Origin of the sequence: Streptomyces sp. IBSBF 3136 (assembly GCF_036815105.1) — a bacterium.
GTDB lineage: Bacteria > Actinomycetota > Actinomycetes > Streptomycetales > Streptomycetaceae > Streptomyces.
This window is the reverse complement of the sequence record NZ_JAJSZC010000059.1, coordinates 1-15812: the sequence shown is the minus strand read 5'-3', so window position 1 is coordinate 15812 and position 15812 is coordinate 1. Positions and strand designations below refer to the sequence as shown.

Genomic DNA, 15812 nt, shown 5'->3' with positions numbered 1-15812 from the left:
GATCCGGGTCCGGTGGGCATCAATCTTGTGTTAAGAACGCTCCGCCGGGAGCGGCGGCCACATCAAGAAGCGGAGGCCCGGAGGCCGGTGGGCGCGCCGGGCGGCAGCGGGCAGGGCGCGACCGCGGTCTCGCGGAGCGGACACCGAGCGTCATCTCGTACGACATCTCCATGCTGCCCCGCCGATGGCCGGCCCGCAGCCGCAGCGGACGGGAGGGGCCCGGGGCCGCGAGGCCGGCCCGGCGAACGGACTCGTCGGGCCTCACAGGTCCCGGGTGTCCATGCGCAGGTGCCAGGCGTTGCGCCGGTGGACGGAGACCAGGTCGGACTCCAGCGGCGACGGCGGCACCGCGAGGACCGGGCAGCCGGCGTGGGTGAGGCAGTGCCGGGTGACCCGGCCCGAGAAGGCGCGCTGCAGTCCGCGCCGGCCCGCGCCGACCACCAGCACGTCGTCCTCCCGGTCCGCGGTCGCCACCAGGGCCCTGCCGGGGGTGCCGCGCACGATCACGGCGTGCATCGTGACCCCCGGGCCGTCCTCGCCGAAGATCTCGTCGAGCACCGAGGCGAGGCGCTGCTTGGCCAGCCGCTGCCACTCCTCGACCAGCAGGTCGGCGGCCGGTGCGCGGTGCGCCGCCGGATCACCGCCGGGCGGCTCCCAGGCCAGCACGGGCCACAGCTCGGCCCCCAGTGCGCGGGCCAGCGCGGTGGCCCGGCGCAGGGCCGTGACGCTGCCCAGGGAGCCGCTCACGCCGACCACCACGCGGGGGGTCGGCGAGGCGTCGTGACGGGACATGACTCCACCGTTCCTCACGGATGCCCGGGACCGCTTACGGGCTCCGTCTTCCATCCCACTCCCGCAGGGGGGATTCGACCAGCCGGGGACGGCCGGAGAAGCCGGATCCGAAGGGGGCGCGGCCCCGGAACTCAGTAGATTCGCCAGCAGGTTCGAAACTTTCGACGACCTCCGACGATCCGGCACCACGGCGGGCTGCTTCCACGTCGTCAGCACCGCGGTCGGCGCCGGAGGCACCTTCCCCGTCACCGCCGAGCGCCCCGAGGGGCCGTGGTCAGACCCGGTCCGGATCGACCTGCCCGGATTCGACCCCGACCTCGCCTGGGACGAGGACGGCGAGTGCTGGTGCGCCATGGCCGGGGTCACCGTGGCCCGCATTGGAGGTGGCCGGCGGGACGGCCGCCGTGATCGTACGGATCGGGCCGGTGCGGCAGCGTCTCGCGGCGCATCCGGTGCCGCCGGGCCCGGTCACGCTCGCCGTGGACATGCGCCGAGCGGGGATCGCGACCGCCGGCCGGGCCCGACACCGTCGCCTTCTCGGTCGAGACTCCCGAAGGCGCGGTCCGGCCGGCCGAACTGGACGGCCGCTGTCTGTCCACGGAAGTGGCCGGCGGGTTCACCGGCCGTGTCGTCGGCATGTACGTCACGGAAGGGCGCGCGGCCTTCGACTGGTTCGACTACGAGCCGCGAGCCGGTGCGCGAGACCTTGACGCTCCCGACGCGCCTTCCTAGAGTCGCCGTTCGGAACGTTCGGAGTTCACAGCGAATGTTTCGGCCCACCGCCGCGTGACGACCGTACCCCGGCTCGACGGTGGTCCCCGGTTTTTCTTGTCGAGACCCACTCCGAAGCATCTCCGAAAGTTTCGAAGGAGCGCATGATGGGCGACCCTGCACTGTCCCGCCGCAGCTTCCTGGCCGCATCCGTCGCCGCCGGCCTCGGCGCGGCCGCACTCAGCGGCTGCGGCGGCGACTCGGACGGGGGGTCGTCCTCGGGGACGACCACGATCGAGTGGTGGAACATCTCGACCACGGAGCCGACCAAGACCGTCTGGGCCGGTCTCGCCAAGAAGTTCGAGGCGCAGCACCCGAAGGTCAAGGTGAAGATCGTCCAGCTCGAGAACGACGCCTACAAGTCGAAGATGACCGCGCTGATCGCCTCGGGGAAGCTACCGGACGTCTTCCACACCTGGGGCGGCGGAGTGCTGAAGCAGCAGGTCGAGGCGGGACTCGTCGAGGACCTCACGGGCGCCACCAAGCCCTGGGCCGACGGACTGCTGCCCGTCGCCAAGCAGCCGTACCTGCTGGACGGCAAGGTGTACGGCATCCCCTTCGACATCGGCATGATCGGCTTCTGGTACAACAAGTCGCTCTTCCGGAAGGCCGGGATCACCACGCCGCCGACCACGTGGAGCGGCTTCCTCGACGCCGTGCGGAAGCTGAAGTCCGCCGGCGTCACCCCGCTCGCCCTTGCGGGCAAGGAGAAGTGGCCCGGCATGTACTACTGGGCCTACCTCGCCATGCGCACCGCCGGCGTCGACGCGCTCCGCAAGGCCAGTGACAGCAAGGACTTCACCGGCTCCGGGTTCGTGGCGGCCGGACAGCACCTCAAGGAACTGGTCGACCTCGGACCCTTCCAGAAGGGCTTCCTCGGCGCCGCCTACTCCACGCCCACCGGCCAGGCCGCCACCGTCGGCAACGGCAAGGCGGCGATGGAGCTGATGGGCCAGTGGGCCCCGGTGGTGGAGGCCGACGCGGGCAAGGGGCTCGGCGCGGACCTCGGCTTCTTCCCGTTCCCCGAGGTCGAGGGGGGTAACGGGAAGATCACCGAGGTGTTCGGCGGAGGCGGCGGCCACGCACTGCGCAAGGGCGCCCCCCAGGCGGCCGTCGACTTCCTGAAGTTCTTCGCCGCCGAGACCACCGACCGCGAACTGGTCAGGAGGACCGGGGTGCTGCCGGTCGTCCCGGCCGCCGAGGACGTCCTCACCGACCCCAACCTCAAGGCGGTGCAGACGCAGTTGAAGGCCGCCACCGGCTTCCAGCTGTACCTCGACCAGGCCTACGCGCCCGCCGTCGGCCAGGAGGTCAACGACAGCGTGGCCGCACTCATCGCCGGCTCCAAGTCGCCGGCGCAGGTCGCCCAGTCCATCACCAGGACCGCTAAGGAAGAGCAGTAGCCGCGATGACCTCGACCTTCCTCGCCGGTGAGCGCGGCGGACCCGCCCTCGACCGGCCGCCCCCGGCCGCCCCCGCGGCCCGGGGGCGGGCGCGACGGCGCGCGCTGCACTGGCTCACCGCGGTCGCCTTCCAGCTGCCCGCTCTGGTGCTGTTCATCGGGCTCGTGCTGCTGCCGATGCTGTTCGCGCTGTACGCCGCGTTCTTCCGCTGGGGCGGCTTCGGCATGCCCTCCGACTACACGGGCGCGGACAACTTCACCCGGCTCTTCCAGGACCCGGTCTTCCTGGGCGACCTGTGGCGCTGCCTGCTCCTGGTGATCCTTTCGCTCGCGCTCCAGCTGCCGTTCGCGCTCGCCATGGCGGTCCTGCTCGACCAGCGGCTGCGCGGCCGCGCGGTGTACCGGATGCTGTTCTTCGCGCCCTACGTCCTGTCCGAGGCCATCACCGGTGTCCTGTTCGGCATGATCTTCGCCCCCGACGACGGGCTCGCCGACCATGTCCTGGGCGCCGTCGGCCTCGACGGCCTGGGCGGCGAGTGGTTCGCGGACCCCTCCTCCGTCATGGCGACCCTCTTCCTCGTCATGACCTGGAAGTACTTCGGCTTCCACATGATGCTCTTCCTGGCCGGACTCCAGTCCGTCCCGGCCGAGTTGACGGAGGCGGCGCTGATCGACGGCGCGAACCCCTGGCAGCGCTTCCGCAACGTCACCCTGCCGCTGCTCGCGCCCACCCTGCGGATCAGCGTCTTCCTGTCCGTCATCGGGTCGATCCAGCTGTTCGACCTGGTGTGGGTGGTGACCCAGGGCGGCCCCGACCACCACTCCGAGACGATGGCCGTGACCATGTTCCAGTACGGCTTCAAGCGCTACCAGGTCGGCTACGCCAGCGCGGTCAGTGTGGTCATGTTCGCCGTCTGCCTCGTCTTCGCTCTCGCCTACCAGCGGTTCGTGCTCCGCCGCGACCTCGAAGGGGCCACCACGACGATGAGGGGAGACGGCACATGATCCGGCGAACGGCGCGGCCCCGCCCGACAGCGCGCTCCCGGCGGGCGGCGCGGAGCCTGCCGCTGCACACGGTCCTCCTCGCGGTCGGCGCGCTGATGGTCGTACCCCTGCTGTACGCCGTCCTGTCCGGCTTCAAGTCCACCGACGAGCTGTCCCGCAACCCGTTCGGGCTGCCCGACCGGTGGCGCACCGGCAACTACACCGGCATCCTCGGCTCGGGCGACTTCTGGCGGCTCCTCGGCAACAGCACGCTGATCGCCGTGGCGACGACCGCGTTGGTGGTGGCCGTGTCCGCCCTCGCGGCCTTCTCCTTCGCCCGGTTCGCCTTCCGCGGGCGGGAGGTGCTGTTCACCTTCTTCACGATGGGGCTGATGTTCCCCTTCGCCGTGGCTGCGCTGCCCCTCTTCCTCCTCCTGCGCTCCCTTGACCTGCTGGACAACCCGCTCGGCGTGATCCTCCCGCAGGCCGCCTTCGGGCTGCCCATGACGATCATCATTCTGCGCGGCTTCTTCCGGCAGATCCCCGGCGAGCTGGAGGAGGCCGCCACGCTCGACGGGTGCAGCGCCTTCGGCTTCTTCTGGCGGGTGCTGCTGCCCATGGCCAGGCCCGCGCTCGGTACCGTCTCGGTGCTCGCCGTCGTCACGAGCTGGAACAACTTCTTCCTGCCGCTGCTGGTGTTCACCGACAGCGGCTGGTGGACCCTGCCCATCGGCGTCCAGCAGTTCCAGGGCCAGTACTCGGCCGAGTACGCGCGGGTCTTCGCCTATCTCGTGCTCGCCATGGTCCCCGCGCTCGCCTTCTACACGGTCGCCGAGCGTCAGCTCGTCGGTGGCCTCACCGCCGGTGCCACCAAGGGCTGAGCGGCCCCACGGGCACCGGACGGACCGGCTCACGCCGCCGTGGGAGCACTGCGGTGGCGTTCGGCCACGGACCGTAGTCGTCCCCGGACACGCGTCGGGGCCGGTGCGCACCGAGATCGTGCGGCCGGCCCCTGTGGGTCACGGGCGGTACGGCGGACCGCCCGGGTCACCGCTCAGGCGGCGGTCATCACCCGGTCCGCGCCCAGCGGGCGGTGCGGGGCGATGACACGGCCGTCGGGGAGCAGCTCACCCGTGTCCTCGAAGAGCAGGACGCCGTTGCACAGCAGGCTCCACCCCTGCTCCGGGTGGTGCGCCACAAGGCGGGCGGACTCCCGGTCGGCGGACTCGGCTGGCGGACACGGCGGCTGGTGCTGGCACATGGGTGGGATCTCTCGCTCTGTCGTGGTCATTGCGTCCCCCGTGGTGATAGTCGGTCGGAACCCAGTGTTGCCCTCTGGGCGTCATTCCGCAGGGATTTCGCGGCACCGCTTCTCACAGGTTCATGACGCGTCACCCTGCCGGACGGTTCATTTCAACTGCACTGTCCTTTTGGGTGGTTCGCAGTGGCCGGATAGGGCTAGTCCGGTCGGAGAAGATCCCTTTTCCATCTCGTCGGAGCGGGTAATGGCTCGTACGAGCGCGATCGTGGTGATCGGCGTGGAAAGACGGCCGTACCCCGCTTCCCGGACGGGAAGCGGGGTACGCGAGCCGCTGGTCAGGCAGGTGAACCGAGCAGTTTGACGGGAGAAGCCCGATGTGTCAGCACCGGCAGCAACTCGGCCACCCGGTGCGGTCGGTGGGACGAGATCCCGGGCGGTGCCGGGGCCAGTGGCACGAGCAGGTCGGTGGCGGCCGGGTGGCCCTCGGTCGCGTCGGCGGCCACGTCGCCGTGCAGCCACAGGGTGAGCATGTACAGCCCCGGGACGGACAGCAGTCGCGGCTGGTAGGGCTGTGGCAGTGCCTCGGCCTGCTGCAGCGCGCGTTCGGTCGAGGCGATGTAAGGGCCCTCGAAGAAGTGCGAGAAGGCCCAGCCGTCCGGTGTCAGCATGGTGTCGGCCGCGGCCACCGCCCGGTCGCCGCAGCGGATCAGGAAGCGCCAGCCGGCCAGTCGCGTCGCCGACAGGCCCTGCGCGGTGATCCGGTCCAACACGTACACGGGAAGCGGGAGTTCGGGTGTCGCCGGCCCCTGCGCCGCGCGCAGGGAGGGGGTTCGGGCCTCACGGACCGCGGTGGGGGAACCGAGGGCCGTGAGGACGGAGCGCAGTGCGGGCGCGGGGGCAGGGGGCACGTGCAGCGGCATGGTGGGTCGCCTCTCGTTCGACAGGCGCGGCGGCGCGAGGGAGGTGGGGCGGACGGCGCTGTCTGCTCACGGGGTGGCCTGAGAGGTGGGGGCCCGGACCGCTGGACGAGGGTGCGGCTGAGGCCTGCCGCCCGTCACCTTGACGGCAGGAACACGACAGAAACCGGGACCGCGGGCGCCAACCTTAGGCCTTGTTCGCGAAGTTTATACGACACGTGTTCACGCGATGTTTCGTCTATCGCTTTGCGGTCGGCCGGGCAAGGGTCTATTCAGCCGTTGATTTGCGTATAACATCCCGATTTCCCGTCGGGGCGGGTGCTGCTGACCTCGTAACACGCCGCCACCGCGGTCGGCCGAATGTCGTCGGCGTTTTTCACGAGGCGATCGGGGCACCCGAAGTTGCGACTTGCGTCATGCCCCGTGAATGTGCCGCGGGGAACATTCAGACAGCGTAGCGGGCGCCGGGCTCGTGCGGGACGTTATCGATCGCTTCCGCTGGGCATCATCCCAACCGGACCCGGGACCCCGGCGGCCGGATCTGCGGCACGCCATCCGAGGAGGGACACTTCGATGGGGGAGAAGGTCGTGGCAGGGCAGTTCGACCTGTCCGATCGCCAGCGCTACCGCGAAAAGCTCCACAAGTGTCTGGCGGGACTCGAGCGGCTGCTGGTCGAGAAGCGGTTCGACCGAGCCAAGAACCTGATGGGCGTCGAGATCGAATTGAATCTCGCCGGCCCCGACGGTATGCCCAGAATGCTGAACGGGCAGGTGCTGGAGCGCATCGCGAGCCGCGATTTCCAAACGGAGCTCGCGATGTTCAATCTGGAAGTGAACATCGCCCCGCACCGACTGGGAGGCAGGGTTTTCGACCGGCTCGCGGAGGAACTGCGCACCTCTCTGGCGTACGCCGACCGCAAGGCCGGTGAAGTGGACGCCGGAATCGTGATGATCGGCATCCTGCCCACGCTGGACCGCGACGACCTGGTTTCCTCCAACCTTTCCGAGGTCGACCGCTACACCCTGCTCAACGACCAGATCGTGGCCGCGCGGGGCGAGGACTTCCGCCTCGACATCGACGGTGTCGAGCATCTGACCTGCACCTCGAAGTCCATCGTCCCGGAGGCCGCCTGCACCTCCGTGCAGCTGCACCTCCAGGTCACCCCGTCGCGCTTCGCCGACGTGTGGAACGCGGCCCAGGCGGCCTGCGCGGCGCAGATCGCCGTCGGCGCCAACTCGCCGTTCCTGTTCGGGCACGAGCTGTGGCGGGAATCCCGCCCACCGCTGTTCCTGCAGGCCACCGACACCCGCCCGCCGGAACTCCAGGCCCAGGGCGTCCGGCCGCGCACCTGGTTCGGCGAGCGGTGGATCTCCTCCGCGCAGGAGCTGTTCGAGGAGAACCTGCGCTTCTTCCCGGCGCTGCTGCCGATCTGCTCCGACGAGGAGCCGCTGGAGGTCCTCGACGCCGGTGGCATTCCCCGGCTCGCCGAGCTGGTCCTGCACAACGGCACGGTCTACCGCTGGAACCGGCCCGTCTACGACATCGCGGACGGTGTCCCGCACCTGCGCGTGGAGAACCGGGTGCTGCCGGCCGGGCCGACCATCATCGACGTGATCGCCAACGCCGCCTTCTACTACGGCCTGGTGCGCGCGCTGGCCGAGGAGTCCCGGCCGGTGTGGACCCGGCTGCCCTTCGAGGCCGCCGAGGCCAACTTCGACGCGGCGTGCCGGCACGGCATCGACGCGCGGTTCGTCTGGCCGCGCCGGGGACGCTACGGCGGTACCGGCGAGGTCGACGCGGTCACCCTGGTCCGCGACGAGCTGCTGCCGCTGGCCTCGGCCGGGCTGGACGCCTGGGGCGTGGAGGCCGCCGACCGTGACCTCTACCTGGGCGTCATCGAGGAGCGCTGCCGGCGCCGGGTGAACGGCGCGTCATGGCAGGCGGCCACCTTCCACCGGGCCCTGGAGCAGGGCCTGACCCGGCAGGCCGCGCTGGCCGCGACCACCCGCCGCTACGCCGAGCTGATGCACGTGGGAGAGCCGGTCCACACCTGGCCGGTCGGCCTGCCGGAGCCGGTGCCGCTGGGGTGAGGTGCCGGGCATGTCCCGCGTGCGAGGTCCGAGGGGGCCCCGGGTCGGCATCGGCCCGGGGCCCCTCGGTCTCGGTGCCGTCCCCCGGTCCGCACGGCCCGGCCGGGAGCGGCGGGGCGTGGTGGGGAGCGACTGGGGAGCCGGGGTGCCGGGCCGGACGGGCGGGGCGGGCGGCCCGGGCGTCGAAGCCGGGCCCGGGCAAGCGGCTACCGGCCCGATCCGGCATGCTGTGTCCTCGCAGGTCCGGACCGAAGGCAGGAGTGCACGTGGAGGCTGACCCGCTGGCCGTCGCTCACCCGCGGGAGCCGTTCCCGCGGCGGATCTTCCGCGACGAGACGCTGCTCGTGCTGGCGCTCTCGCTCGGGGCGAGCGGGGTGTCCGCGCTGATCAGCTTCATCGGTTCGGTCACCAAACCGGGCGGGCTCAAGGACCAGGCGGCCACGCTCAACGCCTCCGCCGCGCCCGGCCGCCCCTGGCTCGACCTCGCCTGGCAGCTGTTCGGCATCGCCAGCGCCCTGGTCCCCGTGGCCCTGGTGGCCCACCTGCTGCTGCGCGAGGGCGAGAGCCTGCGCACCCTCGGCTTCGACCGCACCCGCCCCTGGCCCGACCTCGGCCGGGGTGCCGCGGTCGCGGCCGTGATCGGGAGCACCGGCATCGCCTTCTACCTGGCCGCGCGCGGCCTCGGCTTCAACCTCACCGTGGTCCCCGAGGCGCTGCCCGGCGTCTGGTGGAAGTTCCCGGTGCTGATCCTCTCCGCGCTGCAGAACGCGATCCTGGAGGAGGTCATCGTCGTCGGCTATCTGCTGCGCAGGCTCGGGCAGTTGGGCTGGACGCCGGGGACCGCGCTGGTGGCCAGTGCGGTCCTGCGCGGCTCCTACCACCTCTACCAGGGCATCGGCGGCTTCCTCGGCAACATGGTCATGGGCGTGGTGTTCGTCCTGCTCTACCGTCGCTGGCGCCGGGTCGGGCCGTTGGTCGTCGCGCACTCCCTGCTCGACATCGGCGCCTTCGTCGGCTACGCCCTGCTCGCGGGCAAGGTGGGCTGGCTGCCGACGGCCTGAGCACCCGTCCGCCGCCGGGCGGACGGCGGGCCCCGCGTCGCTCAGGCGAGCAGGTCGCCCTCGATGACCGTGACCGCGCGGCCGGTCAGCAGGGTGCGGTCGCCGCGCAGCCCGGTGCGGACCAGGCCGCTGCGCCGGGACGCCTGCAGACCGACGAGGTCGTCGCGGCCCAGGCGCGCGGACCAGTGCGGGGCGAGCGCGGTGTGGGCGCTGCCGGTGACGGGGTCCTCGTCGATGCCGACGTTGGGGAAGAAGCACCGGGACACGAAGTCGTGGCCGAGCGAGGGGTCGTCGGCGCGGGCCGTGGCGATGACTCCGCGCGTGGAGTGCGCCGCCAGTGCCTTGTGGTCGGGGGCGAGCTTGAGGACCGTCCGCTCGTCGGCCAGTTCCACCAGCAGGTCACCGACGTTCGGCCCGGTGTCGTAGACGACGACGGGCTCGGCACCCAGTGCCTCGGCGAGTCCTTCGGGGACCTCCACGGCGGTGAGCGGCGCTGTGGGGAAGTCCAGGGTGATCCAGCCGTCCGGGCCGGGCGTGGCGACGAGGACCCCGCTGCGGGTGGCGAACCGCACCGGCCCCTCGTGGGCGCCGGTGGCGTGCAGGACGTGGGCGGTGGCGAGGGTCGCGTGACCGCACATCGCGACCTCGGCGACGGGGGTGAACCAGCGCAGCGCCCAGTCCGTTTCGCCTCCCGCCGGCAACCGGTGCGCGAACGCCGTCTCGGCGTGGTTGACCTCGAGGGCCACGTTCCGCAGCCAGTCGTCGTCCGGGAAGACGTCGTCCAGGAGCAGGACCCCGGCCGGGTTGCCGGCGAAGGGCCGGTCGGTGAAAGCGTCGACGATTCGAATGCGCATGGCGCAGACGCTAGAGCGGCCGCGGGCAGCTGACCAAGGCCAATCGACGCCCCCTGGACCGATTTCGCCGCTCCGCCGTGGCCCCGCTCCGGGAAGGGGCTTGTCAACTCAACACTACCGATATATCGTCGAGACATCGCGTAAGAGACGCGATTGATACGTGACTGATCAGCGATGGAATGGAGTGATCGCGATGCGTACCCACGGATTCGAGCGTGGACATCGTCAGGACGGCCCGGGCCGGCGCGGCCGGGGCGGATTCGGTCCCGGAGGCTTCGACGGCAGTCGGGCCGCCTTCGGGCCCTTCGGCCCCGGAGGCCCGGGATTCGGTCCGGGCGGTCCCGGCTTCGGCCCGGGACCCTGGGGGCCGCGCGGACGCGGCGGACCGCGGGGTAGGGCGCGGCGCGGCGATGTGCGCGCCTCGATCCTCGCCCTGCTCGGGGACCGGCCGATGCACGGCTACGAGATGATCCAGGAGATCGCCGAGCGCAGCGGTGGCGCGTGGAAACCGAGCCCCGGCTCGGTCTACCCCACCCTCCAACTGCTGGAGGACGAGGGCCTGATCGCCAGTGAGAGCGAGGGCGGCAAGAAGCTGTTCGCCCTGACCGAGGCCGGCCGCGCCGCCGCGGAGGAGGGCCCGGAGGCTCCCTGGGAGGAGGCCTCGCGTGGGGTCGACTGGGAGGCGCTCGGCGAGGTCAGGCAGGCCGGCTTCGGTCTGATGCAGGCGTTCGGGCAGGTCTGGAACACCGGCACGAAGGAACAGCGCGAGAAGGCGCTGGCCGTCGTCAACGAGGCCCGCAAGAAGCTGTACCTCATCCTCGCAGACGAGGACTGAGGACCGACGGCCCCGGCGAAGGCGCCCCGTGGAATCCCCGCGGGGCGCTTTCGCGCGTCCGGCTCCGGCTCCGGCTCCGGCTCCGGGGAGACGGTCAGGCGGTCACGAGTCCGTCCAGCTTGCGCAGCGACTCGTTCAGCGCGGCCGTCGCCGAGTCCTTGAGCTTTCCGGCCATCAGGGAGACCGCGGCGCCGGTGAACTCGCCTTCGATGCGGACCGTCGTCGTGTCGCCGTCCGGGGTGAGCGTGTAGCGGGTGGCCACGGTCACCGCCATCGGGCCCTTGCCTCGGATGGCGAGCACCCTGGCCGGTTCCAGCTCCTCGATGGTCCAGTCGACCTCGGCCGGGAAGCCCATGAGCTTCATGTTCTCCTGGAACCTCCCGCCCACCGCGAGGCTCTCGGGTCCGCCCTCGGGGAAGCTGGTGTGGGTCGCGTTCCACTCGCCGTACGACGACCAGTCGGTGAGCCGGGTCCACACCTGCTCGGCCGGTGCCTGGATGCGTGCCTCGGCGCTGACTTCGGCCATGCGACCACCCCTTCGTCTCGGGCTACGGTGTCGCGGAACGTAGCCGCAGGCCCTCGAACATTCAATACTGATGAACCGTCAGGAATGGTCGTTCCCCGGCCTGATCTCCTCCCCAAGGATGAGATTCCGAGCGGTGGCGTCCACTCTGTGCGGCACGCGGAAATGGTTCCCCTCGTGGATGACCGGGCCCGCCGTGGCTGATGAGGTGGAGGGTGTGCAACACCGTGTAACCCGTCAGCCCGCCGGTGAGCAGGGCGGACCGCGCCCCGACGACGAAGCCGGACTCAGCGCCGAGCTCGTCGCGGTGGTATCCGGTGCCCGCCGCCGGGCGGTGCGGGACGGGGACCGGCAGGTCGACACCGCCCACCTGCTCCACTCGCTCCTCGAGCAGGACCCCGAGGTCCGCTCCGCCGTCGGCGCCACCCCGCAGCTCGCCCGGCTGCTCGGCTACCTCGTGCAGCGCAGCATCGGCTACGGGCTGCGCTGGCAGAGCACCGTCGAGGACTCCGGCGCGATCGCCGTCGTACCGGACCGGGCCCCGCACGGCGGTGAGTCCAGGGAGGCGGGGGCATGGTCGCCCGCCGCGGCCGCCGCCATGGAAGACGCCCGCCGCCGCGCCCGGCGGCGGGGCGGTGCGCCGGCCGGCGGCCCCGACCTGCTCGCCGCGCTCATCACGGACCCGGGTTCCCGGGCCGTCGAGGTCCTGGAGCGCGCCGGCATCACCGCCCATGAGCTGCGCGCCCGCATCGACGGACCCGGGGAGGAGTACGCGGGCGACGGCGCGGCCCTCTGCTGACCCGGTGCGGCCACCCGCCGGATCAAAGCCGGGTGGCCCTGCTCCTGTCCATCTCCTGAGACAGGTGTCAACGGGGATGACGCTCCTGTCGTCCCCTGTCATCATGTGCCGGTGCATACGTCTGGAAGCAGTCAGGGCGGTCACGGCAGGGGTGCCGGGCTCGGTCTCGCGCTCGCCTCGGCACTGGCCTTCGGTGGGTCGGGAGTGGCGGCCAAGCCGCTGATCGAGGCGGGTCTCGACCCGCTCCACGTGGTGTGGCTCAGGGTCGCGGGCGCCGCCGTGGTGATGCTGCCGCTGGCGGTGCGGCACCGCGCCCTGCTGCGCCGCCGTCCCGCGCTGCTCGCCGGGTTCGGACTGCTCGCCGTCGCCGGTGTCCAGGCCTGCTACTTCGCCGCGCTCTCCCGGATCCCGGTGGGTGTGGCGCTGCTCGTCGAGTACCTGGCCCCCGCGCTCGTGCTCGGCTGGGTGCGGTTCGTGCAGCGGCGGCCCGTCTCGCGCGCGGCCGCGCTCGGGGTGGTCCTCGCCGCCGGCGGCCTCGCCTGTGTGGTCGAGGTGTGGTCGGGGCTGAGCTTCGACCCGCTCGGGCTGCTGCTCGCGCTCGGCGCCGCCTGCTGCCAGGTCGGCTACTTCGTCCTCGCCGACCAGGGCAGTGAGGCGGGCGAGGAGGCGCCCGACCCGCTCGGCGTCATCGCCTACGGCCTGCTCGTCGGCGCCGCCGTGCTGACCGTGGTGGCCCGCCCCTGGACGATGGACTGGTCGGTGCTGCGCGGCTCCGCGCACCTGGACGGCACCGCCGTCCCCGCCTTCGCCCTGCTGGCCTGGATCGTCCTGGTCGCCACGGTCGTCGCGTACATCACCGGCGTGCTCTCGGTGCGGCGGTTGTCCCCGCAGGTCGCGGGCGTCGTCGCCTGCCTGGAGGCGGTCATCGCGACCGTGCTGGCCTGGGTCCTGCTCGGCGAGCACCTGTCGGCCCCCCAGGTGCTGGGCGGCGCCGTCGTCCTCGTCGGCGCGTTCATCGCCCAGTCCTCCACCCCCGCCAAGGGCTCCTCCGAGCCGGTCGCGACGGGCGGCGCGGAACAGGAACTGTCCGCGCGGGGCACGGCGGCCTGAGGTGTTGAGCGTGCCGGCGTGCGCGCTCGTCCTTCCGCTTCCGGCCGTTGCCTCGCCCCGCTGACGGACGCGGCCGCCGGACCCACGGCAGGGCCCGCGGCCGGACCCGGTCGTCGGGCCTTGCCGGTGGGCACTGCCGACGGGCGCGGCCAAGGCGCCGTGGGCGGTCAGAGGGCCGAAAGGTACCCGGGCGTCTCGATGCCCGCCGCCAGGTCGGCGTTGCCGACCGGAGTCTCGTAGCCCTTGCGGAGCGGGACGACGCCGGCCCAGTGCGGCAGGTCGAGGTCCTCGGGCTCGTCGTTCGCGCCGCCCGTGCGGATCTTCGCGGAGACCTCGTCCAGGTCGAGGCGGATCACCGCGGTGGCCGCCAGCTCCTTCTTGTTCGCGGGCCGGGAGTCGGCCGACCGGCCCGGCACCACGTGGTCCACCAGGGCGTCCAGGGCCAGCCTGCGCTCCTCGGGGTCGGTGACCTCGTGCGCGATGCCGTGCACCACCACGGAGCGGTAGTTGATCGAGTGGTGGAAGGCCGAGCGCGCCAGCACCAGCCCGTCGACATGGGTCACCGTCAGGCACACCTCGAGACCCGGGTCGGCGACGCCGGTCATCCGCAGCGGCCGCGAGCCGGTGGACCCGTGCACGTAGAGCCGCTCGCCGACCCGGCCGTACAAGGTGGGCAGCACCACGGGCGCCCCGTCGCGCACGAACCCGAGGTGGCAGACGTAGCCCTCGTCGAGTATCGCGTGCACCACGTCCCGGTCGTACGACGCCTTCTCCGCGGAACGCGTGGGCACCGTGCGGTCGGTCGGGGTGTACGCGGCGGACTGCGGCGGAGTTTCCTGGGTGCCCTGCATGGCGCTCTCCATTGCACTAGTGCATAATTAGTTTTGTGCTAGGAGAGTATCCGATCCAGGGACAGGGCGCAGCCGAGATCGCGGCCAGCGTCGAGCGCGCGGTGGGCGCAGGCGAGCTTGAACCCGGCCAACCACTGCCTCCCATGCGGGAGTTGGCGACCCGGCTCGGGGTGAACCCGAACACCGTGGCCGCCGCCTACCGCACCCTGCGCGAACGCGGGGTGATCGAGACCGCCGGACGCCGCGGCAGCAGGGTCCGGCCCAAGCCGGCCACCACCGGGCGCGAGCAGATCCGGGTGGACGTGCCGGACGGCGTGCGGAACGTGGCCGACGGCAACCCGGACCCCGCGCTGCTGCCGGGCCTCGCGGACGCGTTCGCGGCGGCAGCGGCCCAGAGCGACCGGGAGCCCGTGCTGTACGGCCATGCCCCCGTGGAACCGGAGCTGACCCGCCTTGCCCGGGCCGCCCTGGACGCCGACGGGGTGCCGGACGGCGCCGTCGCCGTGGCCTCCGGGTCCCTGGACGCGATCGAGCGGGTGCTCGCCGCGCACCTCAGACCGGGCGATCCGGTGGCCGTGGAGGATCCCGGCTGGGGCAGCCTGCTCGACCTGGTGTCCGCGCTCGGCTTCCGCACGGTCCCGGTGGGCGTGGACGACGAGGGGCCGCGGCCGGACGACGTCCGCAGCGCGCTGCGGTCCGGGGCGCGTGCCCTGGTCGTCACCGACCGGGCGCAGAACCCGACCGGCGCGGCGCTGACCGCGCCACGCGCGCGTGCGCTGAGATCCGTGCTCGCGGAGCACCCCGAGACGCTGCTGATCGAGGACGACCACGGGCACGGGATCGTCGACCTCCCGCTGCACCCGCTCGCCGGTGTCACGCGCCACTGGGCCTTCGTGCGCTCCGTGGCCAAGGCCTGGGGGCCGGATCTGCGCCTCGCCGTGTTCACCGGGGACGCCGTGACCCTGGACCGGGTGCGCGGGCGCCAGCGCCTCGGCCCCGGCTGGGTGAGCCGGATCGTCCAGCGGGCGGTGGTGCGCCTGTGGGCGGACGGCGCGGTGGACACGCGCGCGGTGGCGGCCTCGTACGGCGCCCGGCGCGACGCCCTGATCGGGGCGCTGGCCGAGCGCGGAGTGGTGGCGCACGGCCGTAGCGGGATGAACGTGTGGGTGCCCGTGCCGGACGAGACGGGCGCGGTGGCCCGGCTCCTGCACGGCGGCTGGGCGGTCACCCCGGGCGCCCGGTTCCGCCTGGGCTCGCCGCCCGGCATCCGCATCACGATCTCGACGCTGACCCCCGAGGAGCCCGGCCCACTGGCCGAGGCGGTGGCGGCAGCGGTCCGCCCGACCCCGGCCCGGACGTACGTGTAGTCCGGCGCGGACGCACGCGCAAGGGGCTCCCGGCCGGGGAGTGAGAGCGGCCTGGGCCGGAAGCGGCGCGCCTCGGGGCAGGGCTGCGCCGTACCCCGGTACCCGGGAGGCGCCGCGAGGGCTTGGGCGGTGGCGCCCTGCCGGCGGCCTGGTGCGGACGTTCGTGGGGGTGGGCCTTCGGCCCGGGGTGGGGG

At 72.4% G+C, this 15812-nt stretch carries 16 protein-coding genes and 1 pseudogene; 11 read left to right on the top strand and 6 right to left on the bottom strand.

Annotation, left to right across the window (positions count from 1 at the left end; translation table 11 throughout):
* Positions 1–261: 261 nt before the first annotated feature.
* A complete protein-coding gene (locus V7E45_RS15425) occupies positions 262–792 on the bottom strand; it encodes a universal stress protein (protein WP_333774726.1) in 531 nt (176 codons plus the stop codon).
* On the opposite strand from V7E45_RS15425, the pseudogene V7E45_RS15420 reads away from it, so the two are divergent.
* The 5 genes and pseudogenes from V7E45_RS15420 to V7E45_RS15400 form a co-directional block, all read left to right on the top strand.
* Positions 791–1093: pseudogene (locus tag V7E45_RS15420) on the top strand (hypothetical protein); the annotation flags it as partial. The gene V7E45_RS15425 and the pseudogene V7E45_RS15420 overlap by 2 nt on opposite strands.
* Before the next feature lie 146 nt (positions 1094–1239).
* Positions 1240–1524 carry a hypothetical protein gene (locus V7E45_RS15415; protein ID WP_333774744.1) on the top strand — a complete coding sequence of 95 codons (285 nt, stop codon included), beginning with the start codon at positions 1240–1242 and terminating at the stop codon, positions 1522–1524.
* A gap of 146 nt (positions 1525–1670) precedes the next feature.
* Positions 1671–2966 (top strand): extracellular solute-binding protein, encoded by a 1296-nt coding sequence (locus tag V7E45_RS15410; RefSeq protein WP_333774725.1) that lies wholly within the window; start codon positions 1671–1673, stop codon positions 2964–2966.
* A 5-nt stretch (positions 2967–2971) separates the two neighbouring features.
* Positions 2972–3970: a carbohydrate ABC transporter permease gene (locus tag V7E45_RS15405; protein ID WP_333774724.1), complete on the top strand. Its 999-nt coding sequence runs from the start codon at positions 2972–2974 to the stop codon at positions 3968–3970.
* Entirely contained in the window at positions 3967–4830 is an 864-nt protein-coding gene (locus V7E45_RS15400; RefSeq protein WP_333774723.1) for a carbohydrate ABC transporter permease, read from the top strand. Before V7E45_RS15405 ends, V7E45_RS15400 begins: the two co-directional genes overlap by 4 nt.
* 173 nt (positions 4831–5003) lie before the next feature.
* Here V7E45_RS15400 and V7E45_RS15395 read toward each other — a convergent pair whose 3' ends face one another.
* Together V7E45_RS15395 and V7E45_RS15390 are read right to left on the bottom strand one after the other, a co-directional pair.
* Entirely contained in the window at positions 5004–5210 is a 207-nt protein-coding gene (locus tag V7E45_RS15395; protein WP_317447797.1) for a DUF5999 family protein, read from the bottom strand.
* A gap of 335 nt (positions 5211–5545) precedes the next feature.
* On the bottom strand, positions 5546–6130 hold the full coding sequence (locus V7E45_RS15390) for a hypothetical protein (RefSeq protein WP_333774722.1): 585 nt from the start codon (positions 6128–6130) through the stop codon (positions 5546–5548).
* A gap of 570 nt (positions 6131–6700) precedes the next feature.
* Here V7E45_RS15390 and V7E45_RS15385 point away from each other — a divergent pair.
* Positions 6701–8218 (top strand): glutamate--cysteine ligase, encoded by a 1518-nt coding sequence (locus tag V7E45_RS15385; RefSeq protein WP_333774721.1) that lies wholly within the window; start codon positions 6701–6703, stop codon positions 8216–8218.
* Positions 8219–8478: 260 nt separating this feature from the next.
* A complete protein-coding gene (locus V7E45_RS15380; protein ID WP_443056052.1) occupies positions 8479–9279 on the top strand; it encodes a CPBP family intramembrane glutamic endopeptidase in 801 nt (266 codons plus the stop codon).
* A gap of 41 nt (positions 9280–9320) precedes the next feature.
* On the opposite strand, the gene V7E45_RS15375 is transcribed toward V7E45_RS15380, so the two are convergent.
* Positions 9321–10133, bottom strand: coding sequence for a PhzF family phenazine biosynthesis protein (locus V7E45_RS15375; RefSeq protein WP_333774719.1), 813 nt, complete (start codon positions 10131–10133; stop codon positions 9321–9323).
* 193 nt (positions 10134–10326) lie between these two features.
* Here V7E45_RS15375 and V7E45_RS15370 point away from each other — a divergent pair, with 193 nt between their 5' ends.
* Complete coding sequence (locus V7E45_RS15370; RefSeq protein ID WP_333774718.1) at positions 10327–10968, top strand: PadR family transcriptional regulator; 642 nt, start codon at positions 10327–10329, stop codon at positions 10966–10968.
* A gap of 94 nt (positions 10969–11062) precedes the next feature.
* On the opposite strand, the gene V7E45_RS15365 is transcribed toward V7E45_RS15370, so the two are convergent.
* Positions 11063–11494, bottom strand: coding sequence for a type II toxin-antitoxin system Rv0910 family toxin (locus V7E45_RS15365; protein WP_333774717.1), 432 nt, complete (start codon positions 11492–11494; stop codon positions 11063–11065).
* Positions 11495–11708: 214 nt separating this feature from the next.
* On the opposite strand from V7E45_RS15365, the gene V7E45_RS15360 reads away from it, so the two are divergent.
* Both V7E45_RS15360 and V7E45_RS15355 read left to right on the top strand, forming a co-directional pair.
* Complete coding sequence (locus tag V7E45_RS15360; RefSeq protein ID WP_333774716.1) at positions 11709–12290, top strand: Clp protease N-terminal domain-containing protein; 582 nt, start codon at positions 11709–11711, stop codon at positions 12288–12290.
* 105 nt (positions 12291–12395) lie between these two features.
* The gene (locus V7E45_RS15355; RefSeq protein WP_333774715.1) at positions 12396–13400 is read left to right on the top strand and encodes an EamA family transporter; all 1005 of its coding nucleotides are present in this window, start codon (positions 12396–12398) and stop codon (positions 13398–13400) included.
* A gap of 167 nt (positions 13401–13567) precedes the next feature.
* Here the strand turns inward: V7E45_RS15355 and V7E45_RS15350 are convergent, their stop codons facing one another.
* Positions 13568–14251: a pyridoxamine 5'-phosphate oxidase family protein gene (locus V7E45_RS15350; RefSeq protein ID WP_333774714.1), complete on the bottom strand. Its 684-nt coding sequence runs from the start codon at positions 14249–14251 to the stop codon at positions 13568–13570.
* A gap of 35 nt (positions 14252–14286) precedes the next feature.
* On the opposite strand from V7E45_RS15350, the gene V7E45_RS15345 reads away from it, so the two are divergent.
* The gene (locus V7E45_RS15345; RefSeq protein ID WP_333774713.1) at positions 14287–15618 is read left to right on the top strand and encodes an aminotransferase class I/II-fold pyridoxal phosphate-dependent enzyme; all 1332 of its coding nucleotides are present in this window, start codon (positions 14287–14289) and stop codon (positions 15616–15618) included.
* The last annotated feature ends 194 nt before the right edge of the window (positions 15619–15812 follow it).

What these genes read in the sequence shown, in the direction of transcription:
- V7E45_RS15385 (WP_333774721.1), top strand. Translation starts at nt 6,701, where the DNA reads ATGGGGGAGAAGGTCGTGGCAGGGCAGTTCGACCTGTCCGATCGCCAG.
- V7E45_RS15400 (WP_333774723.1), top strand. Translation starts at nt 3,967, where the DNA reads ATGATCCGGCGAACGGCGCGGCCCCGCCCGACAGCGCGCTCCCGGCGG.
- V7E45_RS15390 (WP_333774722.1), bottom strand. Translation starts at nt 6,130, where the DNA reads ATGCCGCTGCACGTGCCCCCTGCCCCCGCGCCCGCACTGCGCTCCGTC.
- V7E45_RS15375 (WP_333774719.1), bottom strand. Translation starts at nt 10,133, where the DNA reads ATGCGCATTCGAATCGTCGACGCTTTCACCGACCGGCCCTTCGCCGGC.
- V7E45_RS15425 (WP_333774726.1), bottom strand. Translation starts at nt 792, where the DNA reads ATGTCCCGTCACGACGCCTCGCCGACCCCCCGCGTGGTGGTCGGCGTG.
- V7E45_RS15395 (WP_317447797.1), bottom strand. Translation starts at nt 5,210, where the DNA reads ATGTGCCAGCACCAGCCGCCGTGTCCGCCAGCCGAGTCCGCCGACCGG.
- V7E45_RS15405 (WP_333774724.1), top strand. Translation starts at nt 2,972, where the DNA reads ATGACCTCGACCTTCCTCGCCGGTGAGCGCGGCGGACCCGCCCTCGAC.
- V7E45_RS15350 (WP_333774714.1), bottom strand. Translation starts at nt 14,251, where the DNA reads ATGCAGGGCACCCAGGAAACTCCGCCGCAGTCCGCCGCGTACACCCCG.
- V7E45_RS15410 (WP_333774725.1), top strand. Translation starts at nt 1,671, where the DNA reads ATGGGCGACCCTGCACTGTCCCGCCGCAGCTTCCTGGCCGCATCCGTC.
- V7E45_RS15370 (WP_333774718.1), top strand. Translation starts at nt 10,327, where the DNA reads ATGCGTACCCACGGATTCGAGCGTGGACATCGTCAGGACGGCCCGGGC.
- V7E45_RS15365 (WP_333774717.1), bottom strand. Translation starts at nt 11,494, where the DNA reads ATGGCCGAAGTCAGCGCCGAGGCACGCATCCAGGCACCGGCCGAGCAG.